Origin of the sequence: Parageobacillus caldoxylosilyticus (assembly GCF_019272935.1) — a bacterium.
GTDB lineage: Bacteria > Bacillota > Bacilli > Bacillales > Anoxybacillaceae > Saccharococcus > Saccharococcus caldoxylosilyticus.
Map to the genome: position 1 here is coordinate 637,481 of NZ_CP040553.1, position 15,159 is coordinate 652,639.

Here is a 15,159-nt window from a genome sequence, read left to right on the forward strand (position 1 = left end):
ACATATATTAGTAGCCCTTGCAATCATTTTTTATAAAATTCTGAATTGTGTCCAATGCGCGCTGTGCGTAACGTTCGTTGCGCCGCTGTTTATCTTTGATCTTTTCCCCAAGCGGGGCAAATAAGCCGAAATTGGCATTCATCGGCTGAAAATGCTTTGGATCTGCCGACGTAATATAATGGGCCATGCTGCCGATGGCTGTTTCCGGTGGAAAGACGACAAGCTCTTGCCCCAATACAAGCCGCGCCGCATTGATGCCGGCGACAAGTCCGGATGCCGCCGATTCGACATATCCTTCCACACCGGTCATTTGCCCGGCGAAAAATAAATCATCGCGTCCCTTATACTGATACGTCGGCCGTAATAATTTTGGAGAGTTGATAAATGTATTGCGGTGCATCACGCCGTAGCGGACAATTTCCGCATTTTCCAGCCCCGGAATCAGGCGGATTACTTCTTTTTGCGGCCCCCATTTCAAGTGGGTTTGGAAACCGACGATATTATACAGTGTGCCCGCCGCATTATCCTGACGCAGCTGAACAACCGCGTATGGCCGTTTTCCAGTCCGCGGGTCTTCTAAGCCGACCGGTTTCATCGGTCCAAAGAGAAGCGTCTGTTTTCCGCGCCGCGCCATCACTTCAATCGGCATGCATCCTTCAAAATAAATTTCCTTTTCAAATTCTTTTAGCGGCACTGTTTCCGCCGAAATAAGCGCTTCGTAAAAGCGGTTGAACTCTTCCTCTGTCATCGGGCAGTTGATGTAGGCCGCTTCCCCTTTATCATAGCGTGATTTCACATACACTTTTTCCATATTAATGCTGTCTTTTTCAATAATTGGAGCAGCGGCATCGTAAAAGTACAAATACTCTTCGCCTGTCAGCTCTTTAAGCCGCTCCGATAATGCTTGCGATGTTAACGGTCCGGTAGCGATAATCGTCGGGCCGTTTGGAATGTCGGTCACTTCTTCGCGAATAACCGTTACGTTGGGATGGCCTTGCACAAGATTGGTGACGCGTTCGGCAAACTCGTGACGGTCGACGGCCAAAGCGCTTCCCGCCGGGACGGCGCAGGCATCCGCCGCCTGGATAATGACGGAGTTCAGGCGGCGCATTTCTTCCTTCAGTACGCCGACCGCATTCGTCAACGAATTCGCACGCAATGAGTTGCTGCAAACTAATTCGGCAAATTTATCGGTATGATGGGCAGGCGTTTGTTTCACCGGCCGCATTTCATAAAGACGAACATGGACGCCCCGGTTGGCAAGCTGCCATGCCGCTTCGCTGCCGGCCAGCCCTGCACCTACCACATTTACTGTTTTTTCGTTCACGTCATATTCCTCCTTATTCGCTTACGATTGCGGTTCTTCCTCGTAGTCACATGCCGTGCATTGCACTTGCACGCCTTTTTTCAGTTTCTTTTCCACCAATAGTCCGCCGCACTTCGGACAAGGACGGGCGAGCGGCTTATCCCATGAAACGAAGTCGCATTGCGGAAAGCGGTCGCAGCCGTAAAAAATCCGCTTTTTCTTGCTGCTGCGTTCGACAATATTGCCTTCATGGCATTTCGGACATTTGACGCCGATTTCCTTAACGATTGGCTTTGTATTGCGACATTCCGGAAAATTCGAGCAGGCGACAAACTTGCCGAAACGTCCCATTTTATATACCATTGGGCTTCCGCACACTTCGCAGTCGATTCCCGCCGGCTCGTCTTTAATCTCGACTTCTTTCATTTCCTTTTCCGCGATTTGCAGCCGTTTTTCAAATTCGCGGTAAAATTCGTCGACCACTTTGACCCATTCTACTTTGCCTTCTTCAATTTCATCCAAATTTTTCTCCATTTTTGCCGTAAACTCGACATCAATAATTTCCGGGAAAAACTCTAAAATAAGCTCCAGCACGATTTCTCCGAGTTCGGTCGGAACAAAGCGCTTATTTTCTAGCACGACGTAGTTTCGCTTTTGAATCGTATCAAGCGTCGGCGCATACGTAGACGGCCGGCCGATGCCAAGTTCCTCTAGCGTCTTGACAAGCCGCGCTTCCGTATAACGAGGAGGCGGCTGGGTAAAATGCTGCTTCGGTTCAATCTTTTTGCCGACCACCTTCTCCCCTTCCTGTAAATCGGGAAGAAACCGGTCTTGTTCTTCCGTCTGATCGTCCGTTCCTTCTACGTACACTTTCATAAACCCCGGAAATTTGACTTTGGAGCCGCTGGCGCGAAAGACGACCCCCTCATTTTCGAGCTCGACGCTCATCGTATCCAATACGGCAGCGGCCATTTGGCTGGCGATAAAACGTTCCCAAATCAGCTTATACAGCCGAAACTGGTCACGCGTTAAATACGGTTTTACCTTTTCCGGATCGCGAAACGCAGATGTCGGACGGATCGCTTCATGAGCGTCCTGCGCATTCGCACTTTTCTTTTCTTTTCGTTTTTCTTGTGTGACAAATTCCTTGCCAAATACCGATTCAATATACGTTATTGCTTCTTGCTGGGCGCTTTCGGAAATTCTTGTTGAGTCCGTGCGCATGTACGTAATTAACCCGACCGTTCCCTCGCTGCCAAGGTCAATTCCCTCATACAGCTGCTGGGCGATCATCATCGTTTTCTTCGCCCGAAAATTCAATTTGCGCGCTGCTTCTTGCTGCAAGGAGGAGGTAGTAAACGGCGGCACAGGATTTCGCTTTCTCTCCTTTTTCGTTACCGTCTTGACGGTGAAATCATTGCCATTTATTCGCTCGAGCACAGAAGAAACGTCCGCTTCCTTTTTTAAGTCCATCTTTTCCCCGTCGACACCGTAAAAAGAAGCGGTAAATGTTTCGTTTCCTTTCACAAACTCCGCTTGAATCGTCCAATATTCTTCCGGCTGAAACTGTTTAATTTCTTTTTCGCGGTCGATAATGAGGCGCAAGGCAACAGACTGAACGCGTCCCGCGCTTAATCCTTTCTTGACTTTTTTCCAAAGCAGCGGGCTGATGTTGTACCCGACAAGGCGATCTAAAACGCGCCGCGCCTGCTGCGCGTCAACAAGATTCATATTGATCGCACGCGGATGCTGAAACGACTCTTTAATGGCATCCTTTGTAATTTCATGAAAGACAACGCGGCAATCGGAATGTATGTCAAGATCAAGCATGTTCGCTAAATGCCAGGCGATCGCTTCCCCTTCGCGATCCGGGTCGGCGGCGAGAAACACTTTTTTCGCTTTTTTTGCTGCTGTTTTTAATTCTTTAATAATCTGGCCTTTTCCGCGAATCGTAATGTATTTTGGCTCATAGCCGTTATTTATATCAACGCCCATTTGGCTTTTTGGCAAATCTCGAACATGTCCCATGGAAGCTTTTACTTTATATTTTTTGCCTAGATATCGCTCAATCGTCTTCGCTTTCGCTGGCGATTCCACGATGACAAGGTAATCTGACATCCAACTTCCTCCCCTAAGAGGTAAATTTAAATCTTCATTATTATTAATGATTCTTATGATATTTGTCAAACGTGATATGAAAAAAATTGTTGTTGATTTGTCTCAAAGGTAAGGGAATTCCGCCGCTATATCGGCCGCACACTGAACTAATTTTGCTCCTTGCTGGATGAGCATGTTCGGTCCTTTCGCTTGCTCTAAAAAAATCGGTCCGGGCACGGCAAAGACCTCTCTCCCTTGCTCCAAGGCAAAGAGAGCGGTGATTAACGAGCCGCTTCTCGCTTTCGCTTGGACAACAACCGTTCCAAGCGATAGTCCGCTAATAATCCGGTTGCGTGATGGAAAATGCCATTTTTGCGGCCGAATATGCGGAGGATGCTCCGCTAAAACGAGATGTTCCTCCATTAATTGTTTTGCTAGTTTTTCATTTTGCCGCGGATATATATGATCCAATCCTCCGCCAATTACAGCGATCGTCTTTCCGCCGCTTTCGACCGCCATTTCATGGGCCATCGTATCGATTCCTACGGCCAGGCCGCTGACAATGACCCAGCCATCAGCCGCCAGCGGCGGAACTAATTGGCGCAGCGATTCGGCCCCCTCTTTTGTCGGCCGCCTTGTGCCAACGATGCTAATCATTTTTAAATTAGACAAAAGCTTCGTATTTCCTTTTGCATACAGCACCCATGGCGGCTCGTATATATGTTTTAACAAAGGAGGATAGTCTAAGTCAAAAATAGTGATGATGTGAATATTTTTGTCCCTATATGTTTTTATCATACTTTCAATCTGAGGGGAATATAAATCTTGGAAAAAGACGGTGCTCTGCTGCGGGGATAAAGACAGGTATGTTTGTAAAACATCAGGGGATAAGGCGAAGAGGGAGGAAAAGGTTGGATCCATGTCAAATAAACGGCGTATCGTTTTCCATCCCGCTCCGCGGCAATGATGCAGGTGAATGAGCCGTTCGCGAACAGAATCGTACATCTTATTCTCCTTTCTATCAATATTTTATATAAAATATCGTCCCGCATGAAAAACGATGCGGGACGATGAATATTTATTAATGAGTTTTGCATTTTTCGTAAAGTCCGCGTTCTTTTAAGACGGAAATTAGCGTTTCACCGATGACGGCCGGCGTTTCTGCCACTTTAATGCCGCATTCGTTCATTTTCTTAATTTTTTCCGCCGCTGTTCCTTTACCGCCGGAAATGATCGCACCGGCATGGCCCATCCGTTTTCCTGGAGGCGCTGTTTGACCGCCGATAAAGCCAACGACCGGTTTAGTCATGTTCGCTTTTACCCATTCTGCCGCTTCTTCTTCTGCCGTACCGCCGATTTCGCCAATCATGATGACGGCATATGTTTCTTCATCTTCGTTAAACGCTTTTAACACGTCGATAAAGTTCGTGCCGTTGACCGGGTCGCCGCCGATGCCGACTGCTGTCGATTGGCCGATGCCGGCTTGTGTCAATTGATGAACTGCTTCGTACGTTAGCGTACCAGAGCGGGAAACGATGCCGACGTGGCCTTTTTTATGAATGTATCCAGGCATGATGCCGATTTTGCATTCTTCCGGCGTGATGACGCCCGGGCAGTTAGGACCGATGAGGCGCGTTTTTTTGCCTTCCATATACCGTTTTACTTTTACCATATCCAAGACCGGAATGCCTTCGGTAATACAAACGACAAGGTCTAATTCCGCATCGACCGCTTCCATAATCGCGTCAGCGGCAAATGGGGCTGGAACATAAATAATAGACGCGTTTGCTCCTGTCGCCTTTACCGCTTCTTCAACGGTGTTAAATACAGGAACGCCTTCAATTTCCGTTCCGCCTTTGCCAGGTGAAGTGCCGCCTACAATTTTTGTTCCGTACTCGAGCATTTGTTTCGTATGGAATAACCCTGACGAACCTGTAATCCCCTGAACGATGACTTTTGTGTCTTTGTTAACAAAAATGCTCACGTTTCTCCCTCACTTTCTTAACGTACTAGCTCGACAATTTTTTGCGCGCCGTCTGCCATCGATTCAGCAGCGGTAATGTTTAGACCCGATTCTCGCAAAATCTTTTTCCCCAGTTCGACGTTCGTTCCTTCGAGACGGACGACAAGCGGAAGATTGAGACCGACTTGTTTCGTTGCTTCAACAATGCCGCTGGCAATCACGTCGCATTTCATGATGCCGCCGAAAATATTGACGAAAATGCCTTTGACGTTTGGGTCAGAAAGAATAATTTTAAACGCTTCCGTTACTTTTTCCGCGGTCGCGCCGCCGCCGACATCCAAGAAGTTGGCTGGCTCGCCGCCGTAATATTTGATAATGTCCATCGTCGCCATCGCCAAGCCGGCGCCGTTGACCATGCAGCCGATATTGCCGTCAAGCGCGATATAGTTTAAATCATATTTCGACGCTTCGACTTCTTTCGGATCTTCTTCATCTAAGTCGCGGTATTCTAAAATGTCTTTATGGCGGTACAGTGCGTTCGAATCAAAGTTCAGTTTGGCATCCAACGCCATTACTTTGCCGTCGCCGGTGACAACAAGCGGGTTGATTTCGGCGATCGAGCAGTCTTTGTCAACAAACACTTGGTAAAGCCCCATCATAAATTTGACCGCCTGATTGACAAGCTCTTTTGGAATATTGATGTTGAACGCTAAACGGCGCGCTTGAAACGCTTGCAATCCTACGGCCGGGTCAATATATTCTTTAAAAATTTTCTCCGGCGTTTTCGCCGCTACTTCTTCGATTTCGGTTCCGCCTTCTTCCGAACCCATTAAAACAACGCGGGAAGTTGCGCGGTCGACGACTAAGCCGATGTAATATTCTTTTTTAATGTCGCATCCTTCTTCAATAAGCAAGCGCTTTACTTCTTTCCCTTCCGGACCTGTTTGATGGGTGACAAGCACTTTTCCCAACAGTTCGTTCGCATATGTACGAACTTCATCCAAGCTTTTCGCTACTTTTACCCCTCCGGCTTTTCCGCGTCCGCCGGCATGAATTTGCGCTTTAACGACGCAGACAGGAGTCCCTAATTCTTTTGCCGCTTCTACCGCTTCCTCAACAGTGAACGCTACGCGGCCGTTTGGCACGCTAACGCCGTAGCTTCTGAGGATTTCTTTTGCTTGATATTCATGAATATTCATGCGCCAACCTCCTATGTATAAACTAAAAAAATTCTAGCGCTTTCATTTTATAATGACACTTTCTATATTGTCCACCATTTCGACACAAAATTGAAAAATTTAAAAACAGTAAAATCTCCCAATCCCTTGCTGGAAGCAGGTTTATTCCATTTTTGCCTGCCGGTCTAGATGATAAATAAAGGCAAACAATTCGGCAACAAGGACATATAAATCTTCGGGAATCATTTCATTTACTTCCAATTCGCTTAATAATTGGACAAGGGACGGATCTTCCTGGATCGGAATGCCGTGCTGTCTGGCCGCGGCAATGATTGCTTCCGCGACGTATCCTTTTCCTTTCGCCACTACGATCGGCGCCTCCTGCACGTTCGCGTCATAGGAAAGAGCTACCGCCTGCTTTTTTTCGTTTTTCATATGCGGTAATCCACCTCGCTATAGCGCTTGTCAAACGCAGCATCGATAGGCAGCAGCGTTTTTTTTGCTGCCACCGCTTCCACTTTCAAAGCCGACAGCGTATAGCCATGCGCGGCAAGCCGCTCTTTCAGCATCGGTTGCAAGGCGTTTGCCAGCTCGGGCAAGCGCGGGGCAGGATTGAAAACAGAAATATGAACGATCCGCTGCTGAACGCGCACGTCGACAACGGTTTCTTTTAAGTGATCAAGAAATAAGCAAAACACAATATGGCAGTAATCAGGGTCGATTTTTCCATCTCTTTGTCTTTTTCCTTGCCAATAAATCGTTGCATCCGTGTGCTGCCGGCCGAGCTGAAACGGAATTTGCACAAATAGATGCTGGATGGGTCCTTCGATGTCCGATAGCAGCTGTTGGCCATTAATATGGTGCAGAAGTGTTTGCAGCCTTTCTTTTAATGCCGGATCATTCACATCTTCCAACGCTTGCAAAAGGAGCGTCTTTAACGATGAAAACGCCGCTTCATGGAAAGTGTTTGTTTTTAATGCGCGGCGGATCTTCGCTTCATCGCCAACCCCAAGCTTTGGCAACCATTGTTTTAGCAGATGAAACATTGATAACGCAATATCTGCGTCAGCCAACACCGCAGAAAAAAGCCGCTGTTCCTCATTCGGAAGCAAACCGGCCTGATAGGAAGCGAAAACGGTTTGAAAGCGTTCTAGAAACGTTTGTTCATCAAATGGAGAGAATAATAGCTGCAACTGCTGCTTGACTTGCGGGAAATCTCTTTTTTCCATTGCTGCTTGCAGTTTGGCCAGCTCATCTGCGGCAATTTCCGGCACGGACACCCCCAGCCTGTTCAACAGTTGCTGCGCCGCGTTTGGCTCCGGCTGCTGTAGGGATTGCAGCAATTTGACAAGGCTTTCATAGGCATGAACCGGCGTGTGGAACATTTGTTGAATGTAGCGGCGCAGCGCCTCGACCGGCTCCGGCTGGTGCGGCGGCAGCGAAGCGAGGCGGCTTTCAACGTGTTGCAGCTGATAAAAAAGCGGTGGATTCGTTTTCACCGCAAGCAGCGAAAAGAAAATATCTTTTGTCATCGGGAGGCGCTGGACCAACATATATTCCAAAACAGACAATCCCTCTTTTTTATGTTCGACCTTCTCTACTAACGAAGCGATATAAAACAGTTCTTCTTTCGTAATCGGTATTTTTTCCGCCAACGCAAAACGTAATAGCGGATATAAATCTTTTGGCAACTTCCATTTTTGCAGCAAATATTGCGCCGCTTCATCGTTTTGGATGGAAGACGTCAGATGGCGCTTCGGCTGTTTGGAGATCGGCTTCCAATAAATTTCGCCATTTTCATGTCTTACCTCAAACAAATAAGAATTCCCAGCTTGTAACGACGTTTGCAGGCGTGCGGTAACGAGCTGCTCGCCGACGCGTACAAGCGCTGTTTTTCCTTTCTGCGTTTCTTCTTGTATGCTTTCAATTTTTCCGACAATCACCTGTCCGTGGCGAAAACGGTGATAGGTGGCATCAGGGGCAGGAGAAACGGAAAAAGCTTTGTCGATGCGCTCCATCATTTTTCTTGCTCCCCCCGCTTTATTTGTTCGTCTCTTCAAGCATCTCTTTTACCGGCGAGAAAGAGCGGCGATGCTCCTCAATGGCGCCGTACGTACGAATGGCTTCCAAATGCTGCCGCGTGCCATACCCCATATTTTTATCAAATCCGTATTGCGGATAGCGCTTTGCCAGCTGCTTCATAAAGTGGTCGCGCGTCACTTTGGCAATAATGGAGGCAGCAGCGATCGAAACACTGTTGGCATCGCCTTTAATAATGCTTTGCTGCGGCGTCGGGATCGGAAGTGCCATCGCATCAATGAATAAATAGTGCGGTTGCGGAGAAAGCTGCTGCACCGCCTTGACCATTGCTTTTTTTGTCGCTTCATAAATGTTGATTTCATCGATTTCTGCCGCAGTGACCACGCCGATGCCGATCGAAACAGCGCATGATTGAATCGCATGAAACAGGGTTTCCCGCTTTGCTTCCGAAAGCTTTTTTGAATCATTTAAGCCGGGAATATAGGCGTCTTTTGGCAAAATGACCGCCGCCGCCACGACCGGTCCGGCAAGCGGGCCCCGCCCCGCTTCATCAATGCCGGCAATCCACTCGATTCCTTTCTCATACAATTGCCTTTCATAGCGGGTCATTTCTTCCCATTGCCTTTTTGCTTGTTCTTCCTGTTTTTTTTGTTTCCGCCAGCGCGCCACCAGCTGCTGCACGCTTTTCCGCTCATCTTGCATGATCGCTTCAAGCAGCGGGTCATGTTCGTCATCAATTTGCCGCAACAATGCCTGTATCTCTTTGACCGTATATTGTTCCATGCTGCTTGTCCTCTCTCCTTTTTTCTATCATTTATATCGGCATTACTGCATAAAAAATAAAGCCCGGGTCAAGCGGGCTTTTATGTAGCTGGAGATTCAAAGCTAATTCTTCCTAGTTTTTCGGTGCGAATGTCATGAAGCACAATTTCCGCTACCTTGTCGTAATCAACCGCCCCGCCGCTTACAAGACAACCGCGCCGCTTGCCGATCGCATCGAACAAGGCCACAATTTCTTCAGGAATGTCGTCGAGCGAATAACGTTCTTTCAACCGCTCCGGATAATGTTCCTTCAAAAAGTTTAGCGCGTATACCGCCACATCCTGCAAATTTAAAATTGTATCTTTAATCGCACCGGTCGTAGCCAGCTTCAATCCGACTTCCTCATCTTCAAATTTTGGCCATAAAATTCCCGGCGTATCTAAAAGCTCCATCTCCTTGCCGACTTTAATCCATTGCTGCGCTTTTGTCACTCCCGGCTTATCGCCTGTTTTCGCGATATTTTTGCCGGCAAGCCGATTGATAAGCGTTGATTTCCCCACATTGGGTATACCGACGATCAGCGCACGCATCGGCCGCGGGTTTTTGATTCCTTTTGCCGCCATTTTCGCAAACTTGTCTTTCAACATTTCCTTTGCTGACGATACAATTTGCCTAATTCCCGTTCCTGTTTGCGCATCGATCGCCAGCGCACGCAACTGCTGCCGTTCGAAATAGGCAATCCATTGCTCTGTCACCGTCTCATCGGCCATATCCGCTTTATTTAGTAAAACGATGCGCGGCTTGTTGCCAAGAATTTCATGAATCATCGGATTTCTCGATGACAGCGGAATGCGGGCATCGAGCAATTCGAACACGATATCGATTAATTTTAATTTTTCTTGCACTTCTCGTTTCGCTTTGGCCATATGGCCGGGAAACCATTGAATCGTCATGTGTATCACCCATTTATCGCGTTATTTCACAACCCGTGCGTCAGACAGGGGCCAATAGATGATGCTGGCCTTGCCGACAACTTTTTCCATTGGAATAAACCCGATATGACGGCTATCTTTGCTAAAACGGCGGTTATCCCCCATCACAAACAGATAGCCTTCCGGTACAGTTTTCCGGCCGGTAATTTCTTCTAAAGTAAACGGTTCGGTCAGCGGGCCATCCATCACTTGCTTTTTATATTCTTCCAGGTACGGTTCCTCGTACGGCTTGCCGTTTACATATAACGTATCATTTTTGTATTCAATATGGTCGCCCGGCAAGCCGATGACCCGCTTAATATAGTCTTTTCCCTCTTCGGCATGAAAAACAATAATGTCAAAACGGTGAGGTGTACCAATTTTATAAGAGAGCTTATTGACAATCATGCGGTCGTGATCGTGAAGGGTCGGCATCATCGACTGGCCGTCAACAATAATCGGAGCAAAAATAAAATAGCGAATGCCTCCCGCCAGCAACACGGCAACCACGATTGCCTTCATCCATTCCCGCAGTTCACTTTTTTTCTGTTCCATCTTTTTCTCCCACCTAAACGTTTTTTTTGTTTTTAATATGTATTATGACATATGATACATATGTGAAAAAAGGAGCTTGCCATCAAGCTCCTTTTCCGTAACGAAGACTAACCCACTGCATCCATTATTGAACCGTTTCTTTAATGCGTGCTGCTTTACCGCGAAGTTGCCGCAAGTAGTACAATTTCGCACGGCGTACTTTACCGCGGCGAACAACTTCTAACTTCGCGATTTTCGGCGTATGCACTGGGAACGTGCGTTCTACGCCAACCCCGTAAGACACTTTGCGGACCGTAAATGTTTCGCTGATGCCAGCACCGCGGCGTTTAATCACTACTCCTTCAAATACTTGGATACGTTCACGGTTTCCTTCAACAACTTTCACGTGAACGCGCACCGTATCGCCAGGACGGAAGTCTGGCAAATCTGTCCGCAATTGCTCTTTCGTGATTTCTTGGATTAAATGATGCATCATTTTCCACTCCTTCCAACAGATGTTCATGACAATGCTTATCCATCATTGCAGCGGAACATCGTTTTCCTGCCTTAAGCGAACTGCTTAAGTCACACAAAAAATATACTAACATAAACTTGCATCGTGCGCAATAGTTACCGTTTCTCTTTTTTCCACTGTTCAAGCCATCGCTTTTGTTTTTCCGTTAACGGGTAGTTTTCCAGTAAATCAGGGCGGCGCAAAAACGTGCGCTTTAACGACTGCTGCTCCCGCCATTCCTCGATCAAGCGATGATTGCCCGACAAAAGTACATCAGGAACTTTCATGCCGCGAAAATCGGCGGGACGTGTATACTGCGGATATTCCAAAAGTCCCGAGCTGAACGAATCATGTACTGGGGAAGACGCATTGCCAAGCACGCCTGGGAGAAGCCGGACCACGCTATCGACAATGACCATTGCTCCCAGTTCCCCGCCCGTTAGCACGTAGTCTCCAATGGAAATTTCATCTGTCACTAAATATTCGCGAATCCGTTCATCATAGCCTTCATAATGACCGCAAATGAGCACTAAATGCTCCTCTTTTGCAAGCTCTTCCGCTTTTTTTTGCGTGTAGCGCTCTCCTTGCGGGCAAAGCAAAATAATGCGTGGATGCGGGGAATCTTTTGTGACATGATGGACAGCGTCAAAAATCGGCTGCGGTTTCAACACCATTCCGGCCCCGCCGCCGTACGGGTAATCGTCGACTGTTTTATGTTTATTGTCAGCGAAGTCGCGAAAATTGACAACATGGATGGAAACAGCTTTCTTTTCTTGCGCCTTTTTCAAAATCGACTCATTCAACACGCCTGTAAACATATTTGGAAATAACGTTAATATATCGATTCTCATCATTCCAGCAATCCTTCCATCGGGCGGATCGTAATCGTTTTCTTGTCTACATCCACCGCTTTTACGACATCTTCAATATACGGAATCAGCACTTCTTTGCCGTCGTTTCGCTTTACGACCCATACATCGTTGGCGCCCGGAGTTAAAATTTCTTTCACCGTGCCAACTACTTCGCCTTCTTCTGTCACAACCGTACAGCCAATGATTTCGTGAAAATAATACTCTCCCTCATTCAACTCGCCAAGCTGGCTTTCCGGTACTTTCAACATTGCCCCTTTAAACTTCTCGACAAGATTGATGTTGTCATATCCTTCAAAAGAAAGTAAATCAAACGATTTATGAACGCGGTGGCTTTTGACCGTCACTGCGATCGGCTTTTCGGATTGTTCGGTAAAAATATAAAGCGTATTGCCTTTTTTATAGCGTTGTTCTGGAAAATCGGTCCGTGAAATGACGCGCACTTCGCCACGGATTCCATGCGTGTTGACAATTTTGCCGACGTTAAACCATCTTTCCATCTCATCCATCCCTTCTTAACGAATTTCTTTGACAATACCGTCTTCAATGATAATCGCACGTTTGGACATGACGCTTTCCCAATTGTCACCGACCTGTACGTCGATGAGCGCCTGCACTTCGCGCTCTTTTAATTCGCTTCCTAACGGTAGGATATGTAATTGTTCAAGCTGAAAATCAAGAAGTTTGATCTTCTCCAGCCTCGCATCCATTTCTTTCGCAAAGTATTGCTTTAGAAGGGAAGAAGAATATTTTCCGGTTTTTTCAAGCCGTTTCTGCTCAAACCGCAATTGGTCACATTCGCGCATAAGCTGCTGTTTTTGTGCCATAAACGCTTTCTCGAGCGCCTGTTTGCTTTTTTCGGTGACGATTTGCCGCACTTCAATCGTTTGAATAATTTTCATAGCGTCACTCCTAACAAAAAGGATATAGAAAAAGGGAGAGGAAATGACCTCACCCTTTTTCTTTCACTCGCACAATTACTCTTTTCGGCTGCTTCGCTGCAGCAGCGTAAACGACCGTGCGGATGGCATGAATCGTGCGACCTTGTTTGCCAATCACTTTTCCGATATCTTCTTTGTGCACCGATAATTCATACGTGATGGACTGTTCATCTTCGCTGTTTGTTACTGATACCTCTTCCGGATGATCGACAAGCGCTTGAACGATCGTTTCAATTAATTGTTTCATGCGCATCCCAAACTTTATTTACCGTATTTTAAGTTATGGAATTTCTCTAAAATCCCTTGTTTGGATAGAAGATTGCGTACCGTATCGGATGGTTTTGCGCCGTTTTGCAGCCATTTCAGCGCAAGTTCTTCGTCAATTTTAATTTCCGCTGGTTCTGCAAGCGGATTATACGTACCGATCGTTTCGATGAAACGGCCGTCGCGTGGAGAACGAGAGTCCGCAACCACGATACGGTAGAAAGGTTTTTTCTTTGCACCCATGCGTTTTAAACGAATTTTTACTGCCATGTTAATTTCGCACCTCCGTAAATAGTTCACACAAGATAGTATATTAACAATAATTGTGTAGTTTGTAAAGTGTTTTTTCTTAACACATCACTTCCCTACATAAATGGGAATTTAAACCCTCTTTTCTTTCCTTTTGGCATATTGGTCATCATTTTCATCATCTTTTTCATTTCGTCAAACTGCTTTAACAGCCGGTTGACTTCCTGTACGGACGTGCCGCTTCCTTTGGCAATCCGCTTTTTCCGGCTGCCGTTAATAATTTCCGGATGCATTTTTTCTTCTTTCGTCATCGAGCGAATAATCGCCTCGACGCGGCTAATTTGTTTCTCATCGATTTGGATGTTGTTCAATCCTTTGATTTTATTGGCGCCCGGCAGCATTTTTAAAATTTCATCGAGCGGCCCAAGTTTGCGCACTTGCCCGAGCTGCTCTAAGAAATCATCGAGCGTAAATGTCGCCGTGCGCATTTTTTGCTCGAGCTCTTTCGCTTTTTCTTCGTCGACAGCGGCTTGCGCTTTTTCAATCAGCGTGAGCACATCGCCCATTCCTAAAATGCGCGAAGCCATGCGCTCCGGATGAAACGGCTCGAGGGCGTCTAACTTTTCGCCCATCCCGACGAATTTGATCGGCGTGTTTGTAACCGCCCGAATCGACAGCGCCGCCCCGCCGCGCGTATCGCCGTCCAGCTTCGTTAAAATGACGCCGGTAATGCCGAGCTGTTCATGAAAGCTTTGCGCGACGTTTACCGCGTCTTGCCCGGTCATTGCATCGACAACGAGGAAAATTTCATCCGGCTTTGCTACTTCTTTCATCTGTTTTAATTCATCCATTAACGCCTCATCAACATGAAGGCGGCCGGCGGTGTCAATGAGCACGTAATCGTAATGTTCTTCCTTGGCTTTTTCGAGCGCCTGTTTGGCGATTTCCACCGGACTGACTTGGTCGCCTAAAGAGAAAACCGGCATATTGAGCTGTTTTCCAAGCGTTTCAAGCTGTTTAATCGCCGCCGGACGGTAAATGTCGGCCGCAACTAAAAGCGGCTTGCGATTGTACCGTTTCCGCAGTAAATTCGCTAATTTCCCCGTTGTCGTCGTCTTTCCGGCGCCTTGTAACCCAACCATCATCACAACGGTCGGCGGCCGGCTGGCGACGGCAATTTTGCTTTGTTCGCCGCCCATCAGCTCGGTCAGCTCTTCCTTGACAACTTTAATGACTTGCTGCCCTGGCGTCAGGCTTTTTAACACTTCCTGCCCCACCGCGCGTTCGCTGACCCGCTTGACAAAGTCTTTGACGACTTTAAAGTTTACGTCCGCTTCGAGAAGGGCAAGGCGAACTTCGCGCATCATTTCCTTTACATCCGCTTCTGTTACTTTTCCTTTGCCGCGGATTTTGTTCATCACGTTTTGCAAACGTTCCGATAACCCTTCAAACGGCATCTGTTTTCACCTCC

17 protein-coding genes are annotated in these 15,159 nt (G+C 47.2%); all 17 read right to left on the bottom strand.

Annotated features, from left to right (window positions below; all coding sequences use genetic code 11):
• Window positions 1-7: 7 nt before the first annotated feature.
• Window positions 8-1,327, bottom strand: coding sequence for an FADH(2)-oxidizing methylenetetrahydrofolate--tRNA-(uracil(54)-C(5))-methyltransferase TrmFO (gene trmFO, locus BV455_RS03210; RefSeq protein WP_017437097.1), 1,320 nt, complete (start codon window positions 1,325-1,327; stop codon window positions 8-10).
• A gap of 21 nt (window positions 1,328-1,348) precedes the next feature.
• A complete protein-coding gene (topA, locus tag BV455_RS03215; protein WP_017437098.1) occupies window positions 1,349-3,424 on the bottom strand; it encodes a type I DNA topoisomerase in 2,076 nt (691 codons plus the stop codon).
• Window positions 3,425-3,526: 102 nt separating this feature from the next.
• Entirely contained in the window at window positions 3,527-4,408 is an 882-nt protein-coding gene (gene dprA / locus BV455_RS03220; protein WP_017437099.1) for a DNA-processing protein DprA, read from the bottom strand.
• 76 nt (window positions 4,409-4,484) lie between these two features.
• Window positions 4,485-5,387 (bottom strand): succinate--CoA ligase subunit alpha, encoded by a 903-nt coding sequence (gene sucD / locus BV455_RS03225; protein WP_017437100.1) that lies wholly within the window; start codon window positions 5,385-5,387, stop codon window positions 4,485-4,487.
• Window positions 5,388-5,404: 17 nt separating this feature from the next.
• On the bottom strand, window positions 5,405-6,565 hold the full coding sequence (gene sucC, locus BV455_RS03230) for an ADP-forming succinate--CoA ligase subunit beta (RefSeq protein WP_017437101.1): 1,161 nt from the start codon (window positions 6,563-6,565) through the stop codon (window positions 5,405-5,407).
• 141 nt (window positions 6,566-6,706) lie between these two features.
• Complete coding sequence (locus BV455_RS03235; protein ID WP_017437102.1) at window positions 6,707-6,979, bottom strand: EscU/YscU/HrcU family type III secretion system export apparatus switch protein; 273 nt, start codon at window positions 6,977-6,979, stop codon at window positions 6,707-6,709.
• Entirely contained in the window at window positions 6,976-8,565 is a 1,590-nt protein-coding gene (locus BV455_RS03240) for a hypothetical protein (RefSeq protein WP_218687753.1), read from the bottom strand. Before BV455_RS03240 ends, BV455_RS03235 begins: the two co-directional genes overlap by 4 nt.
• A 19-nt stretch (window positions 8,566-8,584) precedes the next feature.
• Window positions 8,585-9,367 (bottom strand): ribonuclease HII, encoded by a 783-nt coding sequence (locus BV455_RS03245; RefSeq protein WP_017437104.1) that lies wholly within the window; start codon window positions 9,365-9,367, stop codon window positions 8,585-8,587.
• 80 nt (window positions 9,368-9,447) lie between these two features.
• A complete protein-coding gene (ylqF, locus tag BV455_RS03250; RefSeq protein ID WP_017437105.1) occupies window positions 9,448-10,299 on the bottom strand; it encodes a ribosome biogenesis GTPase YlqF in 852 nt (283 codons plus the stop codon).
• A 21-nt stretch (window positions 10,300-10,320) separates the two neighbouring features.
• Entirely contained in the window at window positions 10,321-10,872 is a 552-nt protein-coding gene (gene lepB, locus BV455_RS03255) for a signal peptidase I (RefSeq protein WP_017437106.1), read from the bottom strand.
• Window positions 10,873-10,996: 124 nt separating this feature from the next.
• The gene (gene rplS, locus BV455_RS03260) at window positions 10,997-11,344 is read right to left on the bottom strand and encodes a 50S ribosomal protein L19 (RefSeq protein ID WP_017437107.1); all 348 of its coding nucleotides are present in this window, start codon (window positions 11,342-11,344) and stop codon (window positions 10,997-10,999) included.
• Window positions 11,345-11,481: 137 nt separating this feature from the next.
• On the bottom strand, window positions 11,482-12,216 hold the full coding sequence (gene trmD / locus BV455_RS03265) for a tRNA (guanosine(37)-N1)-methyltransferase TrmD (RefSeq protein ID WP_026078627.1): 735 nt from the start codon (window positions 12,214-12,216) through the stop codon (window positions 11,482-11,484).
• The gene (gene rimM / locus BV455_RS03270; protein ID WP_017437109.1) at window positions 12,216-12,734 is read right to left on the bottom strand and encodes a ribosome maturation factor RimM; all 519 of its coding nucleotides are present in this window, start codon (window positions 12,732-12,734) and stop codon (window positions 12,216-12,218) included. The genes trmD and rimM overlap by 1 nt, the downstream gene beginning before the upstream one ends.
• A 15-nt stretch (window positions 12,735-12,749) precedes the next feature.
• Window positions 12,750-13,136: a YlqD family protein gene (locus BV455_RS03275; RefSeq protein ID WP_017437110.1), complete on the bottom strand. Its 387-nt coding sequence runs from the start codon at window positions 13,134-13,136 to the stop codon at window positions 12,750-12,752.
• 49 nt (window positions 13,137-13,185) lie between these two features.
• Window positions 13,186-13,422: a KH domain-containing protein gene (locus BV455_RS03280; protein ID WP_017437111.1), complete on the bottom strand. Its 237-nt coding sequence runs from the start codon at window positions 13,420-13,422 to the stop codon at window positions 13,186-13,188.
• 14 nt (window positions 13,423-13,436) lie between these two features.
• On the bottom strand, window positions 13,437-13,709 hold the full coding sequence (gene rpsP, locus BV455_RS03285; protein ID WP_017437112.1) for a 30S ribosomal protein S16: 273 nt from the start codon (window positions 13,707-13,709) through the stop codon (window positions 13,437-13,439).
• Between the two features lie 95 nt (window positions 13,710-13,804).
• A complete protein-coding gene (ffh, locus tag BV455_RS03290) occupies window positions 13,805-15,145 on the bottom strand; it encodes a signal recognition particle protein (RefSeq protein WP_017437113.1) in 1,341 nt (446 codons plus the stop codon).
• Between the last annotated feature and the right edge of the window lie 14 nt (window positions 15,146-15,159).

What these genes read in the sequence shown, in the direction of transcription:
- topA (WP_017437098.1), bottom strand. Translation starts at nt 3,424, where the DNA reads ATGTCAGATTACCTTGTCATCGTGGAATCGCCAGCGAAAGCGAAGACG.
- dprA (WP_017437099.1), bottom strand. Translation starts at nt 4,408, where the DNA reads ATGTACGATTCTGTTCGCGAACGGCTCATTCACCTGCATCATTGCCGC.
- sucC (WP_017437101.1), bottom strand. Translation starts at nt 6,565, where the DNA reads ATGAATATTCATGAATATCAAGCAAAAGAAATCCTCAGAAGCTACGGC.
- BV455_RS03235 (WP_017437102.1), bottom strand. Translation starts at nt 6,979, where the DNA reads ATGAAAAACGAAAAAAAGCAGGCGGTAGCTCTTTCCTATGACGCGAAC.
- BV455_RS03240 (WP_218687753.1), bottom strand. Translation starts at nt 8,565, where the DNA reads ATGATGGAGCGCATCGACAAAGCTTTTTCCGTTTCTCCTGCCCCTGAT.
- BV455_RS03245 (WP_017437104.1), bottom strand. Translation starts at nt 9,367, where the DNA reads ATGGAACAATATACGGTCAAAGAGATACAGGCATTGTTGCGGCAAATT.
- ylqF (WP_017437105.1), bottom strand. Translation starts at nt 10,299, where the DNA reads ATGACGATTCAATGGTTTCCCGGCCATATGGCCAAAGCGAAACGAGAA.
- lepB (WP_017437106.1), bottom strand. Translation starts at nt 10,872, where the DNA reads ATGGAACAGAAAAAAAGTGAACTGCGGGAATGGATGAAGGCAATCGTG.
- rplS (WP_017437107.1), bottom strand. Translation starts at nt 11,344, where the DNA reads ATGCATCATTTAATCCAAGAAATCACGAAAGAGCAATTGCGGACAGAT.
- trmD (WP_026078627.1), bottom strand. Translation starts at nt 12,216, where the DNA reads ATGAGAATCGATATATTAACGTTATTTCCAAATATGTTTACAGGCGTG.
- rimM (WP_017437109.1), bottom strand. Translation starts at nt 12,734, where the DNA reads ATGGAAAGATGGTTTAACGTCGGCAAAATTGTCAACACGCATGGAATC.
- BV455_RS03275 (WP_017437110.1), bottom strand. Translation starts at nt 13,136, where the DNA reads ATGAAAATTATTCAAACGATTGAAGTGCGGCAAATCGTCACCGAAAAA.
- BV455_RS03280 (WP_017437111.1), bottom strand. Translation starts at nt 13,422, where the DNA reads ATGAAACAATTAATTGAAACGATCGTTCAAGCGCTTGTCGATCATCCG.
- rpsP (WP_017437112.1), bottom strand. Translation starts at nt 13,709, where the DNA reads ATGGCAGTAAAAATTCGTTTAAAACGCATGGGTGCAAAGAAAAAACCT.
- ffh (WP_017437113.1), bottom strand. Translation starts at nt 15,145, where the DNA reads ATGCCGTTTGAAGGGTTATCGGAACGTTTGCAAAACGTGATGAACAAA.